Source organism: Pseudocitrobacter sp. CD920760 (assembly GCF_057782505.1).
The window spans coordinates 4,655,866-4,679,981 of the sequence record NZ_CM173490.1 but is presented as its reverse complement, the minus strand read 5'-3'; the positions used below and the strand labels follow the sequence as shown (position 1 = coordinate 4,679,981).

The following is a 24,116-nucleotide window of genomic DNA, read 5'->3' as shown; positions in this document are numbered from 1 at the left end:
GCAGTCGCACAATTGCCTCACTCTTTTAACATGGGCATCTTAGCGGTAACTAACGAGTAGCGAATAATGAGTCTAAACCTGGTAAGTGAACAATTGCTGGCAGCGAACGGCCTGAATCATCAGCGCCTGTTTGACATTCTTGGTCAACTCGCCGAGCGCCGTCTCGATTATGGCGATCTCTATTTTCAGTCGAGCTATCACGAATCCTGGGTTTTAGAAGACAGCATCATCAAAGATGGTTCTTACAATATCGACCAGGGTGTTGGCGTGCGTGCGGTGAGCGGTGAAAAAACCGGGTTTGCCTACGCAGACCAGATTAGCCTGCTGGCACTTGAGCAGAGCGCGCAGGCGGCACGAACCATCGTACGTGACGCGGGTGACGGCAAGGTGCACACGCTGGGCGCGGTAGACCACTCTCCGCTCTATACATCGCTCGATCCGCTGCAAAGCATGAGCCGTGAAGAGAAACTCGACATCCTGCGTCGCGTGGATAAAGTCGCGCGCGCGGCAGATAAGCGCGTGCAGGAAGTCTCTGCCAGCCTGACCGGCGTGTATGAGCTGATCCTGGTCGCGGCAACGGACGGTACGCTGGCGGCGGACGTTCGCCCGCTGGTACGCCTGTCGGTAAGCGTGCAGGTTGACGATAACGGCAAACGCGAGCGCGGTGCCAGCGGTGGCGGCGGTCGCTTTGGCTACGACTACTTCCTGGCGGATCTCGACGGTGAAGTGCGCGCGGATGCATGGGCAAAAGAAGCCGTGCGTATGGCGCTGGTGAATCTCTCCGCTGTCGCGGCGCCTGCGGGAACGCTGCCGGTGGTGCTGGGCGCAGGCTGGCCGGGCGTACTGCTGCATGAAGCGGTAGGACATGGCCTGGAAGGCGACTTCAACCGTCGCGGTACCTCTGTTTTCAGCGGGCATATGGGCGAGCTGGTGGCCTCTGAACTGTGTACGGTTGTCGATGACGGCACCATGCAGGATCGCCGTGGCTCCGTGGCTATCGATGATGAAGGGACGCCAGGCCAGTACAATGTGCTGATCGAAAATGGCATTCTGAAAGGCTACATGCAGGACAAACTCAACGCGCGTCTGATGGGCGTTGCGCCGACCGGGAACGGCCGTCGTGAATCCTATGCGCATCTGCCGATGCCGCGTATGACCAATACCTATATGCTGGCCGGGAAATCGACGCCGCAGGAGATTATCGAATCCGTTGAGTACGGCATCTACGCGCCGAACTTTGGCGGCGGCCAGGTGGATATCACCTCCGGGAAATTCGTCTTCTCGACGTCAGAAGCGTATCTGATTGAAAACGGTAAAGTCACGAAACCGGTGAAAGGCGCGACGCTGATTGGTTCCGGTATTGAAACCATGCAGCAGATTTCCATGGTCGGTAACGACCTGAAGCTGGATAACGGCGTGGGCGTTTGCGGTAAAGAGGGGCAGAGCCTGCCGGTTGGCGTGGGTCAGCCGACGCTGAAGGTTGATAACCTGACCGTGGGTGGCACCGCGTAATTTTGCCTTGCCGGATGGCGGCTTTGCCTTATCCGGCCTACCGATCGAGTAGGCCTGATAAGCGTAGCGCCATCAGGCAATATGTTTCACCGCTCTCCCGTCTCATCTTTGTCCCGCATCCCCTGATACAGCCTGGCGACCTCGACAAAATAATCGGTCAGGTAATTAATACACACCTGCACTTTCAGCGGCAGCTTATCTTTCTCGGTATAAAGTGCGTAAACCGGACGCGGATCGGACTGGTAGCGCGGCAGTAAAATTTCTACCTCGCCACGGTTAATCTCTTCAATCACCCACATTAGCGGCACGTATGCGATCCCCGCGCCCGCAGAGAGCCAGCGGCTAAGCGTCATCGGATCGTTAGTCACGAATCGCCCTTCAGGGATCAGGCGTGTTGTCAGGCCTTCGGGGGCGATCAGCTCAAATTCGTTGTCCGGACGTACGCTGTATTCCAGCCATGAATGGTTGGCGAGGTCAGCGGGTTTCTCAGGAATGCCTGCATGTTGTAGATAACTTTTAGCCGCGCAGATAACCATCGGCATTGAGCCTAACCGGCGCGAGAAGAGGCTGGAATCCTGCAACGCGCCGACGCGGATCACCACATCAAGGCCATCGGCAATCAGGTCCGGGGCCGGAATACCTGTGACCAGATTGACCGTCAGCCCGGTATATTCTTTCAGCATTTCAGCCGTGATCCGCGCGAGGACATTTTGTGCCATAGTTGAAGAACACCCGATCCGCAGCGTACCGATAGGTGTGTTGTTAAACGCGTAGAGCTGTTCGTGGACGTCCTGAGCCTCAAATAGCATACGGCGGCAGCCCTGGTAATATATTTTGCCGGCTTCTGTGAGACCTATACTACGTGTGCTGCGGTTTAACAGCTTAACTTGTAACTCATCTTCCAGCTTTGATACAGTCTGACTGATGGAAGAGACGCTCATCTGAAGCTGTTTCGCGGCGGCGGTGAACGAGCCTTGCTCGACCACTTTCGCAAACACCGACATTCGTTTTAGTCGTTCCATTATTCACTCTGGCTTAAAAGTGATTTAGATCACAATATATAGATAACGGCATAACAGTTACGTTAATATACTGTTAGCTGAATAATTAAAGCGCACTCTCACCTGCACGCTAGTCTAAACCAAGGTCAACATGAGTCTGTTTCCTGTCATTGTGATTTTCGGCCTGTCATTCCCGCCGATCTTCTTTGAGTTGCTATTGTCGCTCGCCATCTTCTGGGGGGTGAGGCGACTGCTTATTCCAACCGGTATCTATGACTTTGTCTGGCACCCTGCGCTGTTCAATACTGCATTGTATTGCTGTCTTTTTTATCTGATATCACGTTTGTTCGTTTGAGGTAGATGTGAAAACGCTAATAAGAAAAATCTCCCGTACAGCCATCACACTGATACTGGTTATTCTGGCCTTTGTCGCCATTTTCCGCGCCTGGGTGTACTACACCGAGTCGCCATGGACGCGTGATGCGCGTTTTAGTGCAGACGTGGTCGCCATCGCGCCTGATGTCTCCGGGCTGATTACTCAGGTAAATATCAAGGATAACCAACTGGTTAATAAAGACCAGGTATTGTTCACGATTGACCAGCCACGTTACCAGAAAGCGCTGGAAGAAGCTGAAGCTGATGTGTCGTATTACAAAGCGCTCGCCAGCGAAAAGCGTCGCGAAGCCGGGCGTCGTAACCAGTTAGGCATTCAGGCGATGTCGCGTGAGGAAATAGACCAGGCCAATAACGTCCTGCAAACCGTCGAGCATCAGTTAGCCAAGGCACAGGCAACCCGCGACCTTGCGCGCCTTGACCTTGACCGCACCGTTATTCGCGCGCCTGCCGCCGGTTGGGTCACTAACCTCAACGTCTTTAACGGTGAGTTTATTACCCGTGGCTCCACGGCGGTTGCGCTGGTGAAAAAGAATTCGTTCTACGTGCTGGCCTACCTGGAAGAAACCAAGCTGGAAGGTGTGCGAAAAGGCTATCGTGCGGAAGTCACCCCGCTTGGCAGCAACCGTGTTATCAAAGGCACCGTAGATAGCATCGCGGCGGGCGTGACCAACGCCAGCAGCAGCAATGATGCGAAAGGCATGGCAACCATTGATTCCAACCTTGAATGGGTACGTCTGGCGCAGCGTGTGCCGGTCCGTATTCATCTTGATGAACAGCAGGACAATATCTGGCCTGCCGGGACAACCGCAACGGTGGTGATCACCGGTGAAAAAGACCGGGATGCGCAGAACATGACCTTCTTCCAGAAACTGGCGCTGCGTCTGCGTGAGTTCGGTTAATCGTTATGGGCATTTTTAGCATTGCCAATCAGCACATCCGCTTTGCCATTAAACTGGCGTGCGCGATTGTGCTGGCGCTGTTTGTCGGTTTCCACTTTGAGCTGGAAACGCCGCGCTGGGCGGTACTGACGGCAGCAATCGTCGCGGCAGGCCCGGCATTTGCCGCCGGTGGCGAGCCCTATTCCGGTGCTATCCGCTACCGCGGGATGCTGCGTATCATCGGGACCTTTATCGGCTGTATCGCAGCGTTAACCATCATTATTGTGATGATCCGCGCGCCGCTGTTAATGATTCTGGTGTGCTGTATCTGGGCCGGTTTTTGTACCTGGCTCTCCTCGCTGGTACGCGTAGAAAACTCCTACGCGTGGGGGCTGGCTGGCTACACGGCGCTGATTATCGTTATCACTATTCAGACCGAGCCGCTTCTCACGCCGCAATTTGCGGTCGAACGCTGTAGCGAGATCGTCATTGGTATCGTCTGCGCGATCATGGCCGATCTTCTTTTCTCCCCGCGATCGATCAAAAAAGAGATCGACCTTGAACTGGATAACCTGCTTATCGATCAATATCGTTTGATGCAGCTGTGCATCAAGCATGGTGACAGTGAAGAAGTTGACCGCGCGTGGAGTGGGCTGGTGCGCCGCACCGCAGCCCTGGGTGGGATGCGCAGCAACCTGAGCATGGAGTCTTCCCGCTGGTCGCGCGCTAATCGGCGCTTAAAGGCGCTGAACACGGTCTCCCTGACCATGATCACCCAGGCTTGTGAAACCTACATCATTCAGAACACGCGCCCGGAAACGGTTACCGATGACTATCGCGAACTCTTCGCCGAGCCGGTTGAGACCGTACAGGACGTGCATCGCCAGCTTAAACGCATGCGTCGGGTGATGGCCTGGACGGGGGAACACGGCACGCCGGTAACGATTTACGGCTGGGTGGGTACGGCGACGCGCTACCTGCTGCTGAAACGCGGCGTGATTGGCAACGCCAAAATCAGCGCCCGCGAAGAAGAAATTCTTCAGGACGAAGTGGTGGTGAAGGCCGAGTCTGCCGAACGCCACCATGCGATGGTTAACTTTTGGCGTACGACGGTGTCCTGCGTGCTGGGCACGCTCTTCTGGCTGTGGACCGGCTGGACATCCGGCAGTGGGGCGATGGTGATGATTGCGGTGGTCACCTCGCTGGCTATGCGTTTGCCAAACCCTCGAATGGTCGCCGTCGACTTCCTTTACGGCACGCTGCTGGCGCTGCCGCTGGGAACGCTTTTCTTCCTGGTTATCATTCCTTCTACCCAGCAAAGCATGCTGTTACTCTGCATCAGCCTTGCGGTGCTGGCATTCTTTATTGGTATCGAGGTGCAGAAACGGCGGCTGGGATCGCTGGGCGCGCTGGCGAGTACCATCAACATTATCGTGCTCGATAACCCGATGAAGTTTGAATTTAGCCAGTTTCTCGATAGCGCGTTGGGCCAGCTGGTGGGCTGCTTCCTGGCGCTGATGGTTATCATGCTGATTCGCGATAACTCGCGTGAGCGGACGGGCCGCGTACTGCTGAACCAGTTTGTGTCAGCCGCAGTTTCGGCGATGACCACCAACTCCGCGCGACGTAAAGAGAACCATCTACCGGCGCTCTATCAGCAACTTTTCCTGTTGCTGAATAAATTCCCTGACGATATCGCTAAATTCCGTCTGGCCCTGTCGCTGATTATTGCACACCAGCGTCTGCGCGATGCGCCAGTGCCGGTGAATCAGGATCTCTCTGAGTTTCACCGCCAGCTCAGACGCACGGCGGACAGCGTGATCTCCGCGGGCAACGATGATAAACGTCGTCGCTACTTCCTGCGTCTATTGGAAGAGTTAGATATCTATCAGGAAAAATTACGTATCTGGGACGCCTCGCCGCAGGTTACCGAACCGGTTGGTCGGCTGGTGGCGATGCTGCATAAGTATCAGAGCGCACTAACGAACAGCTAGCAATCACCCAGGGCCACTCACATTTATCCTCCTGTCAAAGCCGACGCCCTCAGCGTCGGTTTTTTTATCGCTATACTTAGAGGCGGATGACAGCGGCGGGAAAATTGAGGGCGAGTGATGGAAGTCTATTCTTTTGATTTTGATGAAATAGAAAACCAGGGTGATTTTTACCGCGAGTTCACGCGCCTCTTCGCACTCAAGAGTGGTCTGGTTCACGATCTCGATTCATTGTGGGATGTGGTGACCGGCAGCCAGCTTCCGCTGCCGCTGGAGATAGAGTTCCTGCATCTGGATGAGAAGCAGAAGCGGCGTTACGGTGCGCTGATACTGTTATTTGATGAAGCAGAGGAAGAGCTGGAAGGGATGCTGCGCTTTAACCTTTCGCGGACATAAAAAAGCCCCCGCGTAATGGCGGGGGCAAGTCGTCGGACAAGACGACGAGGGTTTATTTGTACAATTCTGCGGTCGCGTGCCAGGTATTACCGGTACGCGCTTCAATAATGCGGTAGCCGCTTGCGCCTTCTTTTGCTGCTTTTGCTGATAATGCGCTATTCATATCCATCGGTGAACTCCCGACCTGGGATACGGAAACGGTGCCCATAGATTGCAGGCTCTGTGCTTGTTCTGCACTAATTTGCTCAGCGGCGCTGGCACCAAAAGAGAGAACAGAAGCCAGACCCAAAGAAGCGATGATCATTGCGTTTTTCATAATTTTTACTCCACCATGTGCGACAGCGGTGAGAGGAGAAAACATGGCTTCCTGGACCGCTGTAGAAAATTTTTTTACCTGAATCTTACCTACTCTATAAGCCAAACTTATTTGTACAGTTCAGCCGTTGCGTGCCAGTGGTCACCGGTACGCGCTTCGATGATGCGGTAAGAAGAAGCACCCTGTTCTTCCGCTTTCTTGTTCAGCATCTCATGCATATCCATCGGAGAAGAACCGACTGCACCTACGGAAACGGTGCCGATAGCCTGGCGATTTTGCGCTTGATCGCTGTTAATAGAGTCAGCGGCGAAAGCGCCAAAAGAGATAACGGAAAGGATGCTCAGAGCCGCAACAGTTGTTTTGATTTTCATGATCTACACCTCGTCGAATTATTTGGAGGGCCTTTGTTTTGTGACCCTCATCACGAAATTAAGTATACACTAATCACATCTAAAATTAATACCAGACTAATGGTTTCACTCATAAATCTGTTTTAAAGAATCTATTTTTTATGACCAAATGAAATAAAAAATGGTGTATTAGTGCTATTTCGTGAAGTGAATTCTAAGAAAATCATATGGATGCATGAATTTGATTTTTCGTGCGATTTCGCGCGGAGGTATTCACTGAAACTATGTGTTTAATCCGTTTTTAGCACTTAATGCAAAATGGGGGGCGGAGGAACGTCGGGGAAACGAAGCGGTAAAAAGGAATTATCCTCTGGCCGATGACCAGAGGATGGAGGATTACAGCTCTTGCTCGAACAGAACCAGAATGGCCTCGTAGAGATCTTTCACCGTAAAGCCACGGGCAGGAGTGGTAAAGATGGTGTCGTCGCCGGCGATGCTGCCGAGGATACCTTCCGCTTTACCCAGCGAGTCGAGCAGGCGGGCAATCAGCTGCGCGGCGCCAGGGCTTGTGTGGATAACCACAACCGCATCGTTGTAGTCGATATCCAGCACCAGATTTTTCAGCGGGCTGGAGGTCGTCGGTACGCCAAGTTCAGCCGGAAGGCAGTAGACCATCTCCATCTTGGCATTGCGGGTACGAACCGCGCCAAACTTGGTCAGCATGCGGGAGACTTTGGATTGATTAATATTCTCGAACCCTTCCTCCTGCAGCGCCTGGACGATCTCTCCCTGAGAGCTAAACTTTTCTTCCTTTAATAGCGCTTTGAACGCTTTCACTAATTCTTCTTGTTTGGTCGAACTTCGCATAAGTCACCCGTATATGGTGATGAAATTAACATGATTATGCATATAAATGCATTTTTATGCAAATAATCTGCAGAAAAGGCGGATAATAATCGCGAGAAGGGGCGGATCTTAGCAAAATTTACTATTAATAAACATGCCTATATCACGGCCTGCAAATAAGGTTAAAAGTAAATTAAATGTTATGAAAATGATGTTGTTTTAACCAGATCACTGGTTATAGTTTAAGTGATAGTTGATGTGGATTTGGTTACGTGAAAAAGGCCTTTCCCGGTAAACGAGTGAGCAATTTTGTAGCAAGGCTGCTAAATACCCCTCATTCTGTAAGTAATTAGATTGTAATTATTTACACCGTGAATTAAGGTCGCCGCAACGGAGTATAACAGGCAGTGCCCTGCGTCGGTTTCGCGGTACATGACAGGTCACCCTGAATGACATTAACCATAATAAGGAGTTTCGGATGAAAGTTGCAGTCCTTGGTGCCGCCGGCGGTATCGGTCAGGCGCTTGCCCTACTACTTAAGACCCAACTACCTTCAGGCTCAGAACTCACTCTCTATGATATCGCCCCTGTTACGCCAGGCGTGGCGGTCGATCTCAGTCATATCCCGACCGATGTGAAGATCACAGGCTTCTCAGGTGAAGATGCTTCTCCGGCGCTGGAAGGTGCGGATGTGGTGCTGATCTCCGCGGGCGTCGCGCGCAAACCGGGTATGGATCGCTCCGATCTGTTTAACGTCAATGCCGGGATCGTGAAGAACCTGGTGCAGCAGGTGGCGAAAACCGCCCCAAAAGCCTGTATTGGCATTATTACTAACCCGGTCAACACCACCGTTGCCATCGCGGCAGAAGTGCTGAAAAAAGCGGGCGCTTACGATAAGAACAAACTGTTCGGCGTCACGACGCTGGATATCATCCGCTCAAATACATTTGTGGCGGAGCTGAAAGGTAAAAAAGCGACAGAAGTGGAAGTGCCGGTTATTGGCGGCCACTCTGGCGTGACCATTCTGCCGCTGTTGTCGCAGATCCCTGGCGTTTCCTTTAGCGATCAGGAAGTGGCCGATCTCACCAAACGTATCCAGAATGCAGGTACGGAAGTGGTCGAAGCCAAAGCCGGTGGCGGCTCTGCAACCCTGTCGATGGGGCAGGCGGCTGCGCGTTTAGGTCTTTCTTTGGTTCGCGCCCTGCAGGGCGAGAAAGGCATCGTTGAATGCGCCTATGTTGAAGGCGACGGTCAGTACGCGCGTTTCTTCTCTCAGCCGCTGCTGCTGGGCAAAAACGGTGTGGAAGAGCGTCAGTCTATCGGCAAGCTGAGCGCGTTTGAACAACAGGCGCTGGAAGGTATGCTGGATACGCTGAGAAAAGATATTACGCTCGGCGAAGAGTTTGTGAATAAGTGATGTAAAGCATGAAAAAAAAGGGCCGCGAGGCCCTTTTTTGTGTCCGCTAGTTTGACGCCGGATACTCCTGAATCGTCACCTTCAGCGTTAGTTTCTTATCGTCGCGCATGACTTCAACCGGGATGTCCGACCCCGGACGAATCTCGGCTACCTGGTCCATGGTTTCCAGCGCGGAGAGCGCCGGTTTACCGTTCACCGATGTGATAACGTCATTGACCTGAATGCCTGCCTGCGCGGCCGGGCCACCGGCGGTGACTTCGTTAACCACGATCCCCTGGATCTGATCCATGCCGCCGCCCTGCGCGTGCAGTGGGGCGATCTCGCGCCCGCCGATCCCGATGTAACCACGGATCACCCGACCATCGCGGATCAGCTTATCCATGATCTTAGTTGCCAGCTGGAACGGGATGGCGAAGCTTAAGCCTTCCGGCGTTTCGCCATCGTTACTCTTATCGAAGGAGAGGGTGTTGATACCCATCAGCTCGCCCAGCGAGTTAATCAGTGCGCCGCCAGAGTTGCCGTGGTTGATGGAGGCATCTGTTTGCAGGAAGTTCTGTCGCCCGGTCGGGTTCAGGCCGATACGCCCGGTGGCGCTGATGATGCCCTGCGTAATGGTCTGCCCCAGGTTGTAAGGGTTACCAATCGCTAACACCACATCGCCAATGTGCGGCACGCGCTTCGGGTTGATGGGGATGACCGGCAGGCCGCCGGTGGCGTTAATTTTCAGCACTGCGAGGTCGGTAAGCGTATCGGAGCCGACCAGCAGCGCTTCAAATACGCGGCCATCCTGCAACGCGACGATGATTTGATCGGCATCGTTAATGACATGCTTGTTGGTCACGATATACCCGCGTTCGTCCATGATCACCCCGGAGCCGAGCGTGCGGATCTCCAGTTGATTCTGTCCGGTGCTGTTAAGACCACGGTTATAGACGTTGACGACCGCTGGCGCGGCACGACGCACAGCCTGGTTATAGCTGGCGGGGGATTCATCCGAGCTGGTGAGCGTGGTGGTCGCGGTTGTCCACTTGCGTAAAGAGGGCATCGCGGCCAGCAAAATGCCACCGACAATAAAACCAATTGCGACAGAACGTAAAAGCTTTGCAAGCATGATCAGGTATCGTTGATGAATAAACGTTCGCAGCATACCACGACTTCGCTGGACATCACACGCTGCGCGATGTCCAGCGTAAGACGGTTAACGCAGTAATAGATAAATGCTCTCTTCACCGCGCATCACGTTCAGGGCAATCACCGACGGTTTGGTCTCCAGCACTTTGCGCATATCCGCGATGGACTGCGTGCGCTGGCGGTTAATACCGATAATGACATCATCTTTATGCAGGCCAACCTGCGCCGCTGCGCTGCCTTTTTCTACGTCGCTGATGACAATGCCTTTGGTACCGTCTTTCAACTGACCGTCGCTTAATGATGCCCCCTGAAGCTGCGGAGCGATCATTTCTGCGCTGGCGGTCGCCGAGGTGCTTTTATCCAGCGTGACTTCGACTTCCAGCGGTTTGCCATCGCGCAGCAGCCCCAGCTTCACTTTTGAGCCGGGTTCGGTGGTGGCGATGCGCGAGCGCAGTTCGGCAAAGCTGCTCAGCGCTTTACCGTTCAGGCTAACAATCACGTCGCCTGATTTTATGCCCGCTTTCGCCGAACCGGAGTTAGGCAGCACTTCGCTGACAAACGCCCCGCGCTGTACGTTGAGGTTAAACGCTTTGGCAATATCGGCGCTCATTTCCATACCGCGAATACCGAGCAGCCCGCGTTTGATTTCGCCGAACTGAATCAGCTGTTTCGCGAGAATTTGCGCCATATTGCTGGGGATGGCGAAGCCAATCCCGACGCTGCCGCCGCCAGGGGCGAGAATCGCGGTGTTAATGCCGATCAGCTCGCCATTGAGGTTCAGCAATGCGCCACCGGAGTTCCCACGGTTAATTGAGGCATCGGTCTGAATAAAGTTTTCCAGCCCTTCGAGGTTGAGCCCGCTGCGGCCTAACGCCGATACAATCCCGGAGGTGGCAGTTTGCCCCAGTCCGAAGGGGTTACCCACGGCAACGGCGAAATCACCGACGCGCAGTTTATCGGAGTCGGCAATGGCGATTTGCGTGAGTTTGCTGCCGCCCTGAATTTGCAGCAGGGCGATATCGCTTTGGTCATCGCTGCCAATCAGTTTGGCATCGAACTCGCGGCCATCATTCAACTGAATGCTGATTTTTTGCGCCTGGCTGATGACGTGGTTGTTGGTTAAGACGTAGCCTTTCGCCGCATCAATAATGACGCCAGAACCCAGACCTTCGAACGGTTGCGCCGGTTCGTTGCCGCCTTCTTCACCAAAGAATTTTTTTAGCTCTTCCGGCACACGCTGACTCGGCGTGGCGGTGCCTTCCACCTGCACGCTCACCACGGCGGGCAAGACTTTTTCCAGCATCGGCGCGAGGCTTGGCAGTGCGCCCTGGCCTGGAACCTGAGTGGGAATCGACGCGCTGGCCACCTGAGGCACGGCAAAGGACAGGCCGACACTTAACGCTAACGCACTCAACAGCAAAGTAGATTTATTCATTGATGCTGGCTCTCCTGACCTGAGGTGTAAGGACATGCTTCCCGAAACAGTCTGATGTTATTGAATTTTTCTCGGGGTAACAATGTGGATATTGACTAAATATAGTCGGGGCAGAGAGAAGTGACGGGCGCAACAGGCGCGCCCGTGAAATAAATTGTTCGCAGAAAGGATTAGTCGCGTTTTGCACCGCTACGCAGCAGGCCGGATGCGCCTTCTGAGTAGTCACGCGGCATCTGTACCGGCGCCTGGTCGTTACCGGCTTCCGATTCAGCCAGACGGTTGCGGAACGGATTAGACTCTGCGCTCATTTCAGGCAGCAGGCTGCTTGAGCTTTTCGCCATGTGCTGATAGAGCTGACGATAGTCGTCCGCCATATTGTTCAGCAATTCCGCACTGCGCGCAAAATGGCTGACTAACTCTTCGCGGTACTCTTCCAGTTCGGCTTTATTTTTTTCCAGCTCGTACTGCAGGGCCTGTTGTTGACGCAATTTGCGATTACCGAAACGCATGGCCACAGCACCGATAATAATGCCGACAACGAGCCCAATTAGCGCATATTCCCAGGTCATGAACATCTCCCATTGTTTTGTGGTTCCGTAGGGTATTGGTTACCAGGCGCTCCTTGCCTGTACCAGATACTGCCACTATAACCGCTTATTCCGCAGAAGTGGAATCCTGGCGTATCATCGCGTAGTGTAGAACGGCACTTTTTTCACCAATCGTGAAGTAAGACATACCGGTTTTCAAAGGAATAACAATTAGATCATGCAAAGCCTGTCCCCCACATCGCGTTATCTTCAGGCCCTCGAAGAGGGCACCCATCAGCCTGATGATGTCCAGCGTGAGGCGGTAAATCGCCTCGATACCATCTACCAGGAACTGCTCGCCAATCGTGCGCAGCCTGCCCAAAGCGGCGGTGGCCTGATGGCAAAATTCGGAAAATTTCTTGGTAAACGCGAGGCGGACACGAACACGCCGGTTCGCGGCTTATATATGTGGGGCGGGGTTGGCCGGGGGAAAACCTGGCTGATGGACATGTTCTATCACAGCCTGCCGGGCGAACGTAAACAGCGCCTGCACTTTCACCGCTTTATGCTGCGGGTGCATGAAGAGCTGACGCAGCTTCAGGGCCATAGCGACCCGCTGGAAATCGTCGCTGAACGCTTTAAAGCGGAAACGGACGTGCTGTGTTTTGACGAGTTTTTTGTCTCGGATATCACTGACGCCATGCTGCTCGGCGGCCTGATGAAAGCGTTGTTCTCGCGTGGGATTACGCTGGTCGCGACCTCGAATATCCCGCCGGATGAGCTTTATCGCAATGGTTTACAACGCGCGCGCTTCTTGCCGGCCATCGACGCGATTAAAGCCCACTGCGACATCATGAACGTCGATGCGGGTGTCGATTACCGTTTGCGCACGTTAACTCAGGCGCATCTGTGGCTCTCGCCTTTAAACGATGAAACGCGCATCGAGATGGATAAACTGTGGCTGGCGCTGGCGGGTGCAAAGCGCGAACATGCCCCAGAGCTGGAAATCAACCACCGCCAACTAGCAACGATAGGCGTTGAGAACCAAACGCTGGCGGTTTCCTTTACGACACTGTGTGTTGATGCGCGCAGCCAGCACGACTACATCGCGCTCTCGCGCCTGTTCCATACGGTGATGCTGTTCGATGTGCCCGTCATGACGCCAATGATGGAAAGCGAAGCGCGCCGCTTTATTGCGCTGGTGGATGAATTCTATGAGCGTCATGTGAAGCTGGTGGTGAGCGCGGAAGTCCCGCTGTACGACATTTATCAGGGCGAGCGGTTGAAATTTGAGTTCCAGCGCTGCCTGTCACGTTTGCAGGAGATGCAGAGCGAAGAGTATTTGAAACGGCCGCATATGCCGTAAATGCCACCCTCTCCCCGTGGGAGAGGGGCTGGGGGTGAGGGCATCAGACCGCACCCCTCCTATTATAAACCCCCATCAAAATCACAAATAAGGGTCGATCTTTAACCCCGACTTCTCTATAATCTTGCGACCCCACGTTACAAGAAGGTTTTTTTCCCAAAACTTTCTATGTGCCGGCATAGGCTATTCGAAGGGGTAGGTTTGCTGGACAATGTCGTGTGAACCTCAACTGACAAAACGTTTGGGTGTTCACCAACGTGTAACTTATTTATTTGGGTAAGCTTTTAATGAAAACTTTTACAGCTAAACCAGAAACCGTTCAACGTGACTGGTATGTTGTTGACGCGACCGGTAAAACTCTGGGCCGTCTGGCTACTGAACTGGCTCGTCGCCTGCGCGGTAAGCATAAAGCGGAATACACTCCGCACGTAGATACCGGTGATTACATCATCGTTCTGAACGCTGACAAAGTTGCTGTAACCGGCAACAAGCGTACTGACAAAATGTACTATCACCACACCGGCCACATCGGTGGTATCAAAGAAGCGACCTTTGAAGAGATGATTGCCCGCCGTCCTGAGCGCGTGATTGAAATCGCGGTTAAAGGCATGCTGCCAAAAGGCCCGCTGGGTCGTGCTATGTTCCGTAAACTGAAAGTTTACGCGGGTACCGAGCACAACCACGCGGCACAGCAACCGCAAGTTCTTGACATCTAATCGGGATTATAGGCAATGGCTGAAAATCAATACTACGGCACTGGTCGCCGCAAAAGTTCCGCAGCTCGCGTTTTCATCAAACCGGGCAACGGCAAAATCGTTATCAACCAACGTTCTCTGGAACAGTACTTCGGTCGTGAAACTGCCCGCATGGTAGTTCGTCAGCCGCTGGAACTGGTCGACATGGTTGAGAAACTGGATCTGTACATCACCGTTAAAGGTGGTGGTATCTCTGGTCAGGCTGGTGCGATCCGTCACGGTATCACCCGCGCTCTGATGGAGTATGATGAGTCCCTGCGTGGCGAACTGCGTAAAGCTGGCTTCGTTACCCGTGATGCTCGTCAGGTTGAACGTAAGAAAGTCGGCCTGCGTAAAGCACGTCGTCGTCCTCAGTTCTCCAAACGTTAATTGGTTTCTGCTTCGGCAGACAACAATTTGCGCAAAAACCCGCTTCGGCGGGTTTTTTTATGCCTGAACACTTACGCGATGAACGTATTTGTAGGGTAGGCAAGCGAAGCGCCCCGCCATAATCGCATTAGCCAATGCTAATCTCACGGCTCTTTTTCCGGATTTCCAGAATCGACTCACCACAAGCCGTGCAAAATCTGGTAAACTATTCTCCAATTTTCTGCCCAAATGCGGGTGATTGTTCAATTTTTGTTTGGTTTGCAAGCAGGAATGCCACTCAACGCAGGATGGGGACACACTTCTGGCTAGCCACCGTGTGGCTGGTAGCAGTAAAAATTCTGAATATACCTGGAGGTTTTCATGGCTGTCGCTGCCAACAAACGTTCGGTAATGACGCTGTTTTCTGGTCCTACTGACATTTATAGCCATCAGGTCCGCATCGTGCTGGCTGAAAAAGGTGTCAGCTTTGAGATAGAGCACGTGGAAAAGGACAATCCACCGCAGGATCTGATTGACCTCAACCCGAATCAAAGCGTTCCGACACTGGTAGATCGCGAACTGACTCTGTGGGAATCCCGCATCATTATGGAATACCTGGATGAGCGTTTCCCGCATCCGCCGCTGATGCCGGTTTACCCGGTTGCACGCGGTGAAAGCCGCCTGTACATGCAACGTATCGAGAAAGACTGGTACACGCTGATGAACGTCGTGATGACGGGCTCTGCGGCTCAGGCTGACGCTGCACGTAAACAGCTGCGCGAAGAGCTGCTGGCGATTGCGCCGGTCTTCACCCAGAAGCCGTACTTCCTGAGCGATGAGTTCAGCCTGGTCGACTGCTACCTGGCGCCGCTGCTGTGGCGTCTGCCGGTTATGGGTATCGAAATGGCTGGTGCGGGTGCGAAAGAGCTGAAAGGCTACATGACCCGTGTCTTCGAACGTGATTCTTTCCTTGCCTCCTTAACGGAAGCCGAGCGCGAAATGCGCCTTGGCCGGGGTTAACTGAATGGATGTGTCACAGCTTTCTCCGCGCCGCCCGTATCTGCTTCGCGCATTTTACGAGTGGCTGCTGGACAACCAGCTTACGCCGCATTTGGTCGTTGATGTCATGCAGCCAGGCGTTCAGGTACCAATGGAGTACGCCCGTGACGGCCAGATAGTCCTGAACATCGCGCCGCGCGCGGTGGGCAACCTGGAGCTGGCGAACGATGAAGTTCGCTTCAACGCCCGCTTCGGCGGTGTTCCACGCAATGTTTCCGTCCCGCTGGCCGCCGTGCTGGCTATCTATGCGCGTGAAAACGGCGCAGGTACCATGTTCGAGCCGGAAACGGCCTACGACGAAGATGCGGAAGGCTACAACGACGACCTCGAAGTCGTTGAAAACGAAACGGTAATGTCGGTCATCGACGGCGATAAGCCGGATCACGACGACGACACCGATCCGGACGATACACCGCCGCCGCGCGGTGGCCGCCCGGCACTTCGCGTCGTGAAGTAAATATCGCGAAAGGCCCGAAAGGGCCTTTTTTTATGGGTGAGATTGTCCCTGGTCGCCGGCTGAAGTGGCTATGTCAGCAGGGATTGATATCGAAAGAGGGAGGAATTGATATTTAATTAACATGTTTTTGTAATAACGTCTTTTTCAGGCCTTATTTAATATTAAATATCAGTTTTCTAATATTATATTCCATGGTAATCATTATGCAATATTTTAATTGTCCGGCCTGATGTGAACACGCATGAAAACATACAATATTGTTATAACATACGTTCTCCTTTATCGTTTGCATCGCATTTTTCGGCTAAATCAGCACTATTTGCATGCACGCCATTCATATCATTATAAATTCTACATTCTAAATTAATTAAAAATAAATTGAGTGTCTGACCCTTCAGTATCACTATCCGCACACACCAAAGAATATCATCTTATGCACACTTTTGCGGGAAGCAATGACGCATATTCGATGGTCATCTATAAGACGCTCACCTCATTATTAATATGAGGTTTTCGGCGTTTATAATTTAATTATTTATGGTTTAAGGACAAATAATGAGTAAGTTTGTAAAAACTGCTGTTGCAGCCGCAATGGTAATGGGTGCGTTCGCGTCAACTTCTTCCATCGCTGCCGGTAACAACGGTACCGCACGTTTCTACGGTACCATCGAAGATTCCCCGTGCTCTATCGTGCCTGACGATCACAAACTGGAAGTCGATATGGGCGATATCGGTTCTGAAAAACTGAAAAACGGTGGTTCAACCACGCCGAAAGAGTTCCAAATCCGCCTGCAGGACTGCGTCTTTGATACCCAGACTAAGGCTCAGACCACCTTTACTGGCACCATCTATACTGCGGCAGCTAACAGCAGCAACTACACCATTTTCAGCACCGAAACCGGTATGCCATTTGAGAATGTCAGCCTGGCGATTGGTGACGAACATGGTACGGCATACAAAAGCGGTATGCCGATCGAACAACTGCTGACTATGGATACTGCGACGTCTAAAGGTAAACCTAACCAGACGCTGAACTTTAAAGCATGGCTGGTGGGCGAAAGCGCAATGCCGACCCTGGGCGCATTTGAAGCCAACACGACCTTCCAGATCACCTATCTCTAAGGCATTTCCCCCATAGCGGATACGCTATGGGTTTTTTTTATAGATATTGATGAAGCTATTATAATCACGGATGGATACGTGCATGCCTGACCCTTCTCTTTTCCGTTTACGGATTCTTCCCTGGTATATTGCATTAGCGATATCTGGAAGCTATGCCAGTGCCTGGGCTGATGATGATATTCAGTTTGACTCCCGTTTTCTGGAATTAAAAGGCGACACGAAAATCGATCTGAAACGTTTTTCCAGTCAGGGCTATGTCGAGCCGGGTAAATATAATTTACAGGTTCAGGTAAATAAACAGCCGCTCCCGGATGAATACGATATTTTCTGGTATGCCTCTGAAAAAGATGCCAGTAAAACCTATGCCTGCTTAACGCCGGCGCTTGTCGCCCAGTTTGGGCTGAAAGAAGACGTTGCAAAGAATCTGCAATGGGTCCGCAATGGTGAATGTCTTAGCCCGGGCCAACTGGAAGGGATGGACATTAAGGCCGATTTAAGCCAGTCCGCTTTATTAATCTCCTTACCTCAAGCGTATCTTGAATACAGCGATATGGACTGGGACCCGCCTTCACGCTGGGACGACGGTATTCCAGGCCTGATTGCTGACTACAGCATTAACGCGCAGACCCGCCACGACGAAAAAGGCGGCGATGACAGTAACGATATCAGCGGTAACGGCACGGTCGGGGCAAACCTTGGCCCGTGGCGTCTGCGCGCCGACTGGCAGGCGGACTATCAGCATACCCGCAGCGGCGATGACGACGAATACAGCGACAGTGACAGCACACAAAGAAACTGGGAGTGGAGCCGCTACTACGCCTGGCGCGCCCTGCCATCACTGAAAGCCAAACTTGCGCTCGGCGAAGATTACCTCAACTCCGATATTTTCGACGGTTTTAACTATGTCGGCGGCAGCGTCAGCACCGACGACCAGATGCTGCCACCCAATCTGCGCGGCTACGCCCCCGATATTTCCGGGGTGGCGCACACCACGGCGAAAGTGACCGTCAGCCAGATGGGCCGCGTCATTTATGAAACCCAGGTTCCGGCGGGGCCGTTCCGTATTCAGGATTTGGGCGATTCCGTTTCCGGTACCCTGCATGTACGTATTGAAGAGCAGAACGGTCAGGTACAGGAATATGACATCAGCACCGCATCTATGCCGTTCCTGACCCGTCAGGGCCAGGTGCGCTATAAAGTGATGATGGGCCGGCCGCAGGAGTGGGGGCACGATATTGCCGGTGGATTTTTCTCCGGCGGCGAAGCCTCCTGGGGGATTGCCAACGGCTGGTCGCTCTACGGCGGCGCGCTGGCGGATGAGAACTATCAGTCGGCGGCCATCGGCGTCGGGCGTGACCTGTCCATCCTTGGCGCCATGGCGTTTGACGTCACGCACTCGCATGTACGTCTGGATGACAACACCGCCTACGACAATCGCACGCTGGACGGTAACTCGTTTCGCGTGAGCTATGCCAAAGACTTTGACGAACTCGACAGCCGCGTCACCTTCGCCGGATACCGCTTCTCTGAAAAAAACTTCATGACCATGAGCGAGTATCTGGATGCTAAAGATGCTGACATGGTGCGCTCCGGTAACGATAAAGAGATGTACACCGTTACCTATAACCAGAACTTCAGGGATGCCGCGGTTTCTGTCTATCTCAACTATACCCGTCGCACCTACTGGGACCGGCCAGAGCAAACCAACTACAACGTGATGCTTTCCCACTATTTCAATATGGGCAGTATCCGCAACATGAGCGTGTCCCTGACCGGCTACCGCTACGAATACGACAAAAGCACCGATCAGGGGGTGTATGTCTCGCTAAGTATGCCGTGGGGCGACAGCAGTACTGTCAGCTATAACGGCAACTACGGTAGCGGCTCAGACTCCAGCCAGGTTGGCTATTTCAGCCGTATCGACGATGCCTCGCATTACCAGATTAACGTCGGCACCAGTGAAAACCACGGCAGCGTGGATGGCTATTACAGTCATGACGGATCGCTGGCGAAAGTGGATTTAAGCGCCAACTACCATGAAGGCGAATACCAGTCTGCTGGTATTTCACTGCAGGGCGGCGCGACGCTGACCGCGCACGGCGGGGCATTGCACCGCATGCAAAATCTGGGCGGTACGCGTCTGCTGATTGACGCTGACGGTGTGTCCGGCGTGCCGGTGGAAGGCAATGGCTCACCGGTTTATACCAACATGTTTGGTAAAGCGGTCGTGGCGGACGTCAACAACTATTACCGTAATCAGGCCTACATCGACATCACTAAACTGCCGGAAAACGCCGAAGCTACCCAGTCGGTGGTGCAGGCCACGCTGACCGAGGGCGCGATTGGCTACCGTAAGTTCGCTGTTATTAGCGGACAAAAAGCGATGGCTGTACTGCGCCTGAGCGACGGCAGCCATCCGCCATTCGGCGCGGAAGTAAAAAATGGCAACGATCAGCAGGTCGGCCTGGTTGATGATGACGGTAACGTCTATCTGGCCGGGGTGAACGCCGGCGAGCGCATGACCGTTTCGTGGGATGGCATGGCCCATTGCGAAATTTCGCTGCCAGACCCGTTACCTGCCGATCTGTTCAACGGTCTGTTACTGCCCTGCCAGCAAAAAGGCGCGGTAGCACCGGTTTCTCCGCTGGACGTCAAACCTGTGCTTCAGGAACAGACACAGCAGGTGACGCCAACGGAGCCACCAACCTCAATTTCAGCAAATCAATAACGTGATTAAGGAATGATCCATGTTTTTTCTGACTAACACTGCAAAAACCGTTGTCCCGGCGCTGGCGCTGCTGGCGACCGCGGTCAGTTTCTCCAGCCACGCCTCGGTGACGCCCGACAGGACACGGCTGGTGTTTAACGAAAGCGACAAGTCCATCAGCGTCACGCTGCGCAATAATGATCAGAAACTGCCCTATCTGGCGCAGAGCTGGATAGAGGACGCAAAGGGCAACAAAATCAGCTCGCCACTGGCGGTGCTGCCGCCCGTGCAGCGCATCGATGCGATGATGAACGGCCAGGTGAAGGTACAGGGACTGCCGGATATCAACAAGCTGCCTGCCGATCGTGAGAGTTTGTTCTACTTCAACGTGCGTGAGATCCCGCCAAAATCCAATAAACCTAACACGCTGCAAATTGCGCTGCAGACGCGTATCAAACTGTTCTGGCGACCGAAGGCGCTGGAGAACGTCAGCATGAAAAATCCGTGGCAGCACAAGGTGACGCTCACCCGCAACGGTCAGGACTTCACCGTCAATAACCCGACGCCGTACTACGTGATCATCAGCAACGCCAGCGCACAGAAAAATGGTACACCTGCCACGGGTTTCTCCCCGCTGGTGATGGAGCCTAAAACGTCGGCAGCGCTGAAAGTGAATATGAGCAGCGTGCCGGTACTGACCTATGTCAACGACTACGGTGCGCGGATGCCGCTGTTTTTCAAATGCAATGGCAATAGCTGCCAGGTGGATGCAGAACAGAGCCGCAAAGGCTGATGGCAGGAGCGCCCCTATGAAAGGATCTTGTTTCGCCTCGACAGCGTTGTGTTTGCTGATGTGCAGCGTCGGTAGTTTAACGGCGATAGCGGGCAGTAAAACCGTAGATTTAACGCTGCGCGTGTTAGTGGATGCGCCGCCACCCTGTTCGGTGAAGGGCAGTGCGGTTGAGTTTGGTAATGTGGTTATTAAAAACATCGATGGTGCCAACTATCGTCAGCCAGTGGCTTACACCCTGAACTGTCAAAATCGTGCTTCTGACGATCTGCAAATGCAGTTACAGGGAACAACCAGCGCCATTAACGGCGAAACGGTGCTTAGTACCGGCATTAATGGCTTTGGTATTCGGGTACAGAATGCGGCCGATCATTCTCTTTTTGTACTAGATAGCGGCCACTGGTTGCCATTTAGCATCGGTAATTTGCCGACGCTGGAAGCCGTTCCGGTGAAACAAAACGGTGCGCAACTCACTGCATCAGAGTTTAGCGCAACGATGACGATGGTGGTTGACTATCAATGAAACGATTTGCGTTTTGCTTATTGTGTGGTTGTGTCGGCGGCGCTCAGGGGGCCGATAACGATATCTCTTTTCACGGTACGTTGGTTGCGCCGCCCGCTTGCATCATCAGTGACGGCAAAACTATCGAAGTCGAGTTTCGTAATGTGATTATTGACAATATTAACGGAAATAACTTCCGTCAGGATGTGCCCTACACGATCTCGTGCGACCCTGATATTCGTGACGATGCCTGGGAGATGACGCTGACCTGGACGGGAAGTCAAACCAGCTATGATGATGCCGCTATCGAGACGGACGTCACGGGGTTGGGGATTGAGCTTCAGCAAAATCAGCAGCCATTTAAGCTGGGTGAGCCATTGAAGATCAATCCTGAAAGCCCGCCGACACTGCAAGCCGTTCCGGTAAAGGCCAGTGATGCAGACCTTAATGAAGGGACATTCTCTGCCTACGCAACATTACAGGTGGATTACCAATGAACCTGAAACACACATTTCACGCTGTAGCAGTGCTGGGCGCAGTGTTGCTGTCGCCCTGCGCGTCAGCGGTGGAAAACCTACATTTCTACGGTAATTTACTCAGCAAATCTTGCACTCTGGTGGTACAGGGCGAGGTATTGGCTGAAGTGCATTTTCCTGCGGTGAGCCGCAAAGATTTAATGGTTGCCGGGCAATCGGCGCGTGTACCCGTTGTATTTCAACTTAAGGATTGTAAAGGACCGGCACAATATGAAGTAAAAGTCACGCTGACGGGGACAGAAGATGCAGAACAGCCCGGTTTTCTGGCGCTGGATACTTCCTCTGCTGCACAGGGGGTGGGGATTGGTATGGAAAAAACAGATGGAACGCCAGTACCGATTAACAGCACAACCGGGGTGAGTTTTGTGCTCAGTAACGGTAATAACAATCTTAATTTTAATGCCTGGCTACAGGCGAAAAGCGGTCGTGAAGTGACAATGGGAGAATTTACGGCCTCTCTGACTGCAACATTTGAGTACATTTAAAATGAAAATACTACGATGGTTGTTCTATCTGGTGATGTTGACGTGTGCGACAGAAGGTCTGACTGCGGGGCATAGTGTTACCTCTTACTACGGCGTTGGAGGTGATGCGCTAGCTACCTATACATATAGCCTGAAAATCATGATGCCTTCGGGAGTCTACGATGGAGAATATCAATCTAGTGGTATTTTCCGAGCGGGTGACTATTTACATAATACCAGTTGGAATGGACCACCTCCTGCACCGACAGTTAAATTGCTAAGTTTCGCTCAGCACCTCAATAAAGCATTATGTCCAGGATTACCCTCTGGATGGGACTGTGGCTCGTTGACATTTGAAATCATTATCTCTTCGGACATTGAAGAGTACTTTTATTGTCCGTGGCTCGTGGTCATTAATGATAAAGCCCAGAATCGTGCGAGTATGGGCGGAGTGGGCTATCAGGGGCCGAATGGTTACGCAACGCTCTGCCAGACCGTCTCTGTTGAGCCTTATGATGTTTCGTGGGATGAAAATAAAGTCAGTAAAACGAAACTCCTCACCTTGCAATCGACGGGCGGAGTGATTGAGAAAACGCTCTCAACCTATTTGATGAAAGATGGCAAATTGTGTGATAGCTCGCAGATGAATGAGACTGGTGGATACTGCCGCTGGGTCGCGCAGATGATCACCTTTACCGCGACTGGTTGTGATAAGGCGGAAGTTACCGTCACGCCAAACCGGCATCCGATAACGGATAAGCAACTACACGATATGGTAGTGCGTGTCGATACCAGCAGCAGGCAGCCCATCGATTCTACCTGCCGATTCCAGTACATATTGAATGAGTTATAGTCGCTAGCCTCGCCCATGGGCGAGGTCATTCGACCTCGCCTGATATCTCATTTCTTTTTTTATGATATGATGCAAAAACGCTGATTTTCCCCCTTCTTACTGTCTAAAACGGTACTTATGAGCGCATTTGATCCTCACTCAGAAGAAACACCCGACACCATCGGCAACAGCCTGCGTCGCCGCCCGCTGACGCGCAAAAAACTGTCTGAAATGGTAGAGGAAGAGCTGGAACAAATGATCCGCCGCCGTGAGTTTGGCGAAGGGGAACAGCTACCGTCTGAACGTGAACTGATGGCGTTCTTCAACGTTGGCCGCCCCTCGGTGCGTGAAGCGCTGGCCGCGCTGAAACGTAAAGGGCTGGTGCAGATTAATAACGGCGAGCGCGCGCGCGTATCGCGCCCCTCTGCGGACACCATCATTGGCGAACTCTCCGGCATGGCGAAAGATTTTCTCTCGCACCCTGGCGGTATCGCACACTTCGAACAACTGCGCCTGTTCTTTGAATCAAGCCTGGTGCGCTACGCCGCCGAATACGCCACGGACGAACAAATTGCGCTGCTGAGTAAAGCGCTGGAGATCAACAGCCAGGCGCTGGATAACAACGCGCAGTTTATTCGCTCAGACGTTGACTTCCATCGCGTATTGGCGGAAATTCCCGGCAACCCGATCTTCATGGCAATTCATGTTGCGCTTCTCGACTGGCTGATTGCCGCCCGCCCGAAAGTTGCGGATCAGGAACTCCACGAGCACAACAGCGTGAGTTATCAACAGCATATCGCCATTGTTGACGCTATCCGCGCGCACGATCCGGACGAAGCGGATCGCGCTTTGCAAACCCACCTCAACAGCGTCTCTGCCACCTGGCACGCCTTCGGCAAAGCCAAAAAATCCCGTAAGTGATCCCATCCCGGCGATCGAATTAGTGAAGTTGATCGCACAATAAGCTTTCTGTATTACGCTG

26 protein-coding genes are annotated in these 24,116 nt (G+C 53.0%); 19 read left to right on the top strand and 7 right to left on the bottom strand.

The window, feature by feature from the left end:
- The first annotated feature begins 66 nt into the window (after positions 1-66).
- Positions 67-1,512 carry a metalloprotease TldD gene (gene tldD, locus AC1MKH_RS21985; protein WP_231826083.1) on the top strand — a complete coding sequence of 482 codons (1,446 nt, stop codon included), beginning with the start codon at positions 67-69 and terminating at the stop codon, positions 1,510-1,512.
- 86 nt (positions 1,513-1,598) lie between these two features.
- Here tldD and aaeR read toward each other — a convergent pair whose 3' ends face one another.
- Positions 1,599-2,534, bottom strand: coding sequence for an HTH-type transcriptional activator AaeR (aaeR, locus tag AC1MKH_RS21980; RefSeq protein WP_276221052.1), 936 nt, complete (start codon positions 2,532-2,534; stop codon positions 1,599-1,601).
- 130 nt (positions 2,535-2,664) lie between these two features.
- Here aaeR and aaeX point away from each other — a divergent pair, with 130 nt between their 5' ends.
- The 4 genes from aaeX (at position 2,665) to AC1MKH_RS21960 (ending at position 6,174) form a co-directional block, all read left to right on the top strand.
- Positions 2,665-2,868 (top strand): p-hydroxybenzoic acid efflux pump operon protein AaeX, encoded by a 204-nt coding sequence (aaeX, locus tag AC1MKH_RS21975; protein WP_015962790.1) that lies wholly within the window; start codon positions 2,665-2,667, stop codon positions 2,866-2,868.
- A 7-nt stretch (positions 2,869-2,875) separates the two neighbouring features.
- Entirely contained in the window at positions 2,876-3,808 is a 933-nt protein-coding gene (gene aaeA / locus AC1MKH_RS21970) for a p-hydroxybenzoic acid efflux pump subunit AaeA (RefSeq protein ID WP_276221049.1), read from the top strand.
- A gap of 5 nt (positions 3,809-3,813) precedes the next feature.
- A complete protein-coding gene (gene aaeB, locus AC1MKH_RS21965; protein WP_276221047.1) occupies positions 3,814-5,781 on the top strand; it encodes a p-hydroxybenzoic acid efflux pump subunit AaeB in 1,968 nt (655 codons plus the stop codon).
- A 117-nt stretch (positions 5,782-5,898) separates the two neighbouring features.
- The gene (locus AC1MKH_RS21960) at positions 5,899-6,174 is read left to right on the top strand and encodes a barstar family protein (RefSeq protein ID WP_276221045.1); all 276 of its coding nucleotides are present in this window, start codon (positions 5,899-5,901) and stop codon (positions 6,172-6,174) included.
- A 52-nt stretch (positions 6,175-6,226) separates the two neighbouring features.
- On the opposite strand, the gene yhcN (AC1MKH_RS21955) is transcribed toward AC1MKH_RS21960, so the two are convergent.
- From yhcN (AC1MKH_RS21955) to argR, 3 genes are all read right to left on the bottom strand, one after another.
- Entirely contained in the window at positions 6,227-6,490 is a 264-nt protein-coding gene (yhcN, locus tag AC1MKH_RS21955) for a peroxide/acid stress response protein YhcN (protein WP_276221043.1), read from the bottom strand.
- A gap of 107 nt (positions 6,491-6,597) precedes the next feature.
- Positions 6,598-6,861: a peroxide/acid stress response protein YhcN gene (gene yhcN / locus AC1MKH_RS21950; protein WP_015962795.1), complete on the bottom strand. Its 264-nt coding sequence runs from the start codon at positions 6,859-6,861 to the stop codon at positions 6,598-6,600.
- A gap of 375 nt (positions 6,862-7,236) precedes the next feature.
- Positions 7,237-7,707, bottom strand: coding sequence for a transcriptional regulator ArgR (argR, locus tag AC1MKH_RS21945; RefSeq protein ID WP_015962796.1), 471 nt, complete (start codon positions 7,705-7,707; stop codon positions 7,237-7,239).
- Between the two features lie 457 nt (positions 7,708-8,164).
- Between argR and mdh the strand changes: the two genes are divergently transcribed.
- Complete coding sequence (gene mdh / locus AC1MKH_RS21940) at positions 8,165-9,103, top strand: malate dehydrogenase (protein WP_276221039.1); 939 nt, start codon at positions 8,165-8,167, stop codon at positions 9,101-9,103.
- A 46-nt stretch (positions 9,104-9,149) separates the two neighbouring features.
- Here the strand turns inward: mdh and degS are convergent, their stop codons facing one another.
- The 3 genes from degS to zapG form a co-directional block, all read right to left on the bottom strand.
- Entirely contained in the window at positions 9,150-10,214 is a 1,065-nt protein-coding gene (gene degS / locus AC1MKH_RS21935) for an outer membrane-stress sensor serine endopeptidase DegS (protein WP_231826096.1), read from the bottom strand.
- A gap of 87 nt (positions 10,215-10,301) precedes the next feature.
- Entirely contained in the window at positions 10,302-11,669 is a 1,368-nt protein-coding gene (gene degQ / locus AC1MKH_RS21930) for a serine endoprotease DegQ (RefSeq protein WP_015962801.1), read from the bottom strand.
- Positions 11,670-11,839: 170 nt separating this feature from the next.
- Positions 11,840-12,238, bottom strand: a complete 399-nt coding sequence (gene zapG / locus AC1MKH_RS21925) for a Z-ring associated protein ZapG (protein WP_015962802.1) — start codon at positions 12,236-12,238, stop codon at positions 11,840-11,842.
- Between the two features lie 196 nt (positions 12,239-12,434).
- On the opposite strand from zapG, the gene zapE reads away from it, so the two are divergent.
- The 13 genes from zapE (at position 12,435) to nanR (ending at position 24,055) form a co-directional block, all read left to right on the top strand.
- On the top strand, positions 12,435-13,562 hold the full coding sequence (gene zapE / locus AC1MKH_RS21920) for a cell division protein ZapE (protein ID WP_276221034.1): 1,128 nt from the start codon (positions 12,435-12,437) through the stop codon (positions 13,560-13,562).
- A gap of 287 nt (positions 13,563-13,849) precedes the next feature.
- Positions 13,850-14,278 carry a 50S ribosomal protein L13 gene (gene rplM / locus AC1MKH_RS21915; protein ID WP_015962804.1) on the top strand — a complete coding sequence of 143 codons (429 nt, stop codon included), beginning with the start codon at positions 13,850-13,852 and terminating at the stop codon, positions 14,276-14,278.
- A 15-nt stretch (positions 14,279-14,293) separates the two neighbouring features.
- Positions 14,294-14,686, top strand: a complete 393-nt coding sequence (rpsI, locus tag AC1MKH_RS21910; RefSeq protein ID WP_000829815.1) for a 30S ribosomal protein S9 — start codon at positions 14,294-14,296, stop codon at positions 14,684-14,686.
- Between the two features lie 360 nt (positions 14,687-15,046).
- Positions 15,047-15,685: a stringent starvation protein SspA gene (sspA, locus tag AC1MKH_RS21905; RefSeq protein ID WP_015962805.1), complete on the top strand. Its 639-nt coding sequence runs from the start codon at positions 15,047-15,049 to the stop codon at positions 15,683-15,685.
- A gap of 4 nt (positions 15,686-15,689) precedes the next feature.
- Positions 15,690-16,181, top strand: a complete 492-nt coding sequence (gene sspB, locus AC1MKH_RS21900) for a ClpXP protease specificity-enhancing factor (protein WP_015962806.1) — start codon at positions 15,690-15,692, stop codon at positions 16,179-16,181.
- A 555-nt stretch (positions 16,182-16,736) separates the two neighbouring features.
- Positions 16,737-17,303 carry a fimbrial protein gene (locus tag AC1MKH_RS21895; RefSeq protein ID WP_276221022.1) on the top strand — a complete coding sequence of 189 codons (567 nt, stop codon included), beginning with the start codon at positions 16,737-16,739 and terminating at the stop codon, positions 17,301-17,303.
- An 82-nt stretch (positions 17,304-17,385) separates the two neighbouring features.
- Positions 17,386-20,031, top strand: coding sequence for a fimbrial biogenesis outer membrane usher protein (locus tag AC1MKH_RS21890; RefSeq protein WP_276221020.1), 2,646 nt, complete (start codon positions 17,386-17,388; stop codon positions 20,029-20,031).
- A gap of 19 nt (positions 20,032-20,050) precedes the next feature.
- Positions 20,051-20,803 carry a fimbria/pilus periplasmic chaperone gene (locus AC1MKH_RS21885; protein WP_276221018.1) on the top strand — a complete coding sequence of 251 codons (753 nt, stop codon included), beginning with the start codon at positions 20,051-20,053 and terminating at the stop codon, positions 20,801-20,803.
- A 16-nt stretch (positions 20,804-20,819) separates the two neighbouring features.
- Entirely contained in the window at positions 20,820-21,323 is a 504-nt protein-coding gene (locus tag AC1MKH_RS21880) for a fimbrial protein (RefSeq protein WP_442961909.1), read from the top strand.
- A complete protein-coding gene (locus AC1MKH_RS21875) occupies positions 21,320-21,799 on the top strand; it encodes a fimbrial protein (protein ID WP_276221016.1) in 480 nt (159 codons plus the stop codon). The genes AC1MKH_RS21880 and AC1MKH_RS21875 overlap by 4 nt, the downstream gene beginning before the upstream one ends.
- Positions 21,796-22,323 carry a fimbrial protein gene (locus AC1MKH_RS21870; RefSeq protein WP_276221014.1) on the top strand — a complete coding sequence of 176 codons (528 nt, stop codon included), beginning with the start codon at positions 21,796-21,798 and terminating at the stop codon, positions 22,321-22,323. The genes AC1MKH_RS21875 and AC1MKH_RS21870 overlap by 4 nt, the downstream gene beginning before the upstream one ends.
- A gap of 1 nt (position 22,324) precedes the next feature.
- Positions 22,325-23,155 (top strand): StfH/YfcO family fimbrial adhesin, encoded by an 831-nt coding sequence (locus AC1MKH_RS21865; RefSeq protein WP_327621858.1) that lies wholly within the window; start codon positions 22,325-22,327, stop codon positions 23,153-23,155.
- A gap of 117 nt (positions 23,156-23,272) precedes the next feature.
- Positions 23,273-24,055 (top strand): transcriptional regulator NanR, encoded by a 783-nt coding sequence (gene nanR / locus AC1MKH_RS21860; RefSeq protein ID WP_276221010.1) that lies wholly within the window; start codon positions 23,273-23,275, stop codon positions 24,053-24,055.
- Positions 24,056-24,116: the final 61 nt, after the last annotated feature.

Excerpts from the sequence above, each read along its gene's own strand:
- tldD (WP_231826083.1), top strand. The coding sequence starts at position 67 with ATGAGTCTAAACCTGGTAAGTGAACAATTGCTGGCAGCGAACGGCCTG.
- aaeR (WP_276221052.1), bottom strand. The coding sequence starts at position 2,534 with ATGGAACGACTAAAACGAATGTCGGTGTTTGCGAAAGTGGTCGAGCAA.
- aaeX (WP_015962790.1), top strand. The coding sequence starts at position 2,665 with ATGAGTCTGTTTCCTGTCATTGTGATTTTCGGCCTGTCATTCCCGCCG.
- aaeB (WP_276221047.1), top strand. The coding sequence starts at position 3,814 with ATGGGCATTTTTAGCATTGCCAATCAGCACATCCGCTTTGCCATTAAA.
- AC1MKH_RS21960 (WP_276221045.1), top strand. The coding sequence starts at position 5,899 with ATGGAAGTCTATTCTTTTGATTTTGATGAAATAGAAAACCAGGGTGAT.
- yhcN (WP_276221043.1), bottom strand. The coding sequence starts at position 6,490 with ATGAAAAACGCAATGATCATCGCTTCTTTGGGTCTGGCTTCTGTTCTC.
- yhcN (WP_015962795.1), bottom strand. The coding sequence starts at position 6,861 with ATGAAAATCAAAACAACTGTTGCGGCTCTGAGCATCCTTTCCGTTATC.
- argR (WP_015962796.1), bottom strand. The coding sequence starts at position 7,707 with ATGCGAAGTTCGACCAAACAAGAAGAATTAGTGAAAGCGTTCAAAGCG.
- mdh (WP_276221039.1), top strand. The coding sequence starts at position 8,165 with ATGAAAGTTGCAGTCCTTGGTGCCGCCGGCGGTATCGGTCAGGCGCTT.
- degS (WP_231826096.1), bottom strand. The coding sequence starts at position 10,214 with ATGCTTGCAAAGCTTTTACGTTCTGTCGCAATTGGTTTTATTGTCGGT.
- degQ (WP_015962801.1), bottom strand. The coding sequence starts at position 11,669 with ATGAATAAATCTACTTTGCTGTTGAGTGCGTTAGCGTTAAGTGTCGGC.
- zapG (WP_015962802.1), bottom strand. The coding sequence starts at position 12,238 with ATGACCTGGGAATATGCGCTAATTGGGCTCGTTGTCGGCATTATTATC.
- zapE (WP_276221034.1), top strand. The coding sequence starts at position 12,435 with ATGCAAAGCCTGTCCCCCACATCGCGTTATCTTCAGGCCCTCGAAGAG.
- rplM (WP_015962804.1), top strand. The coding sequence starts at position 13,850 with ATGAAAACTTTTACAGCTAAACCAGAAACCGTTCAACGTGACTGGTAT.
- rpsI (WP_000829815.1), top strand. The coding sequence starts at position 14,294 with ATGGCTGAAAATCAATACTACGGCACTGGTCGCCGCAAAAGTTCCGCA.
- sspA (WP_015962805.1), top strand. The coding sequence starts at position 15,047 with ATGGCTGTCGCTGCCAACAAACGTTCGGTAATGACGCTGTTTTCTGGT.
- sspB (WP_015962806.1), top strand. The coding sequence starts at position 15,690 with ATGGATGTGTCACAGCTTTCTCCGCGCCGCCCGTATCTGCTTCGCGCA.
- AC1MKH_RS21895 (WP_276221022.1), top strand. The coding sequence starts at position 16,737 with ATGAGTAAGTTTGTAAAAACTGCTGTTGCAGCCGCAATGGTAATGGGT.
- AC1MKH_RS21890 (WP_276221020.1), top strand. The coding sequence starts at position 17,386 with ATGCCTGACCCTTCTCTTTTCCGTTTACGGATTCTTCCCTGGTATATT.
- AC1MKH_RS21885 (WP_276221018.1), top strand. The coding sequence starts at position 20,051 with ATGTTTTTTCTGACTAACACTGCAAAAACCGTTGTCCCGGCGCTGGCG.
- AC1MKH_RS21880 (WP_442961909.1), top strand. The coding sequence starts at position 20,820 with ATGAAAGGATCTTGTTTCGCCTCGACAGCGTTGTGTTTGCTGATGTGC.
- AC1MKH_RS21875 (WP_276221016.1), top strand. The coding sequence starts at position 21,320 with ATGAAACGATTTGCGTTTTGCTTATTGTGTGGTTGTGTCGGCGGCGCT.
- AC1MKH_RS21870 (WP_276221014.1), top strand. The coding sequence starts at position 21,796 with ATGAACCTGAAACACACATTTCACGCTGTAGCAGTGCTGGGCGCAGTG.
- AC1MKH_RS21865 (WP_327621858.1), top strand. The coding sequence starts at position 22,325 with ATGAAAATACTACGATGGTTGTTCTATCTGGTGATGTTGACGTGTGCG.
- nanR (WP_276221010.1), top strand. The coding sequence starts at position 23,273 with ATGAGCGCATTTGATCCTCACTCAGAAGAAACACCCGACACCATCGGC.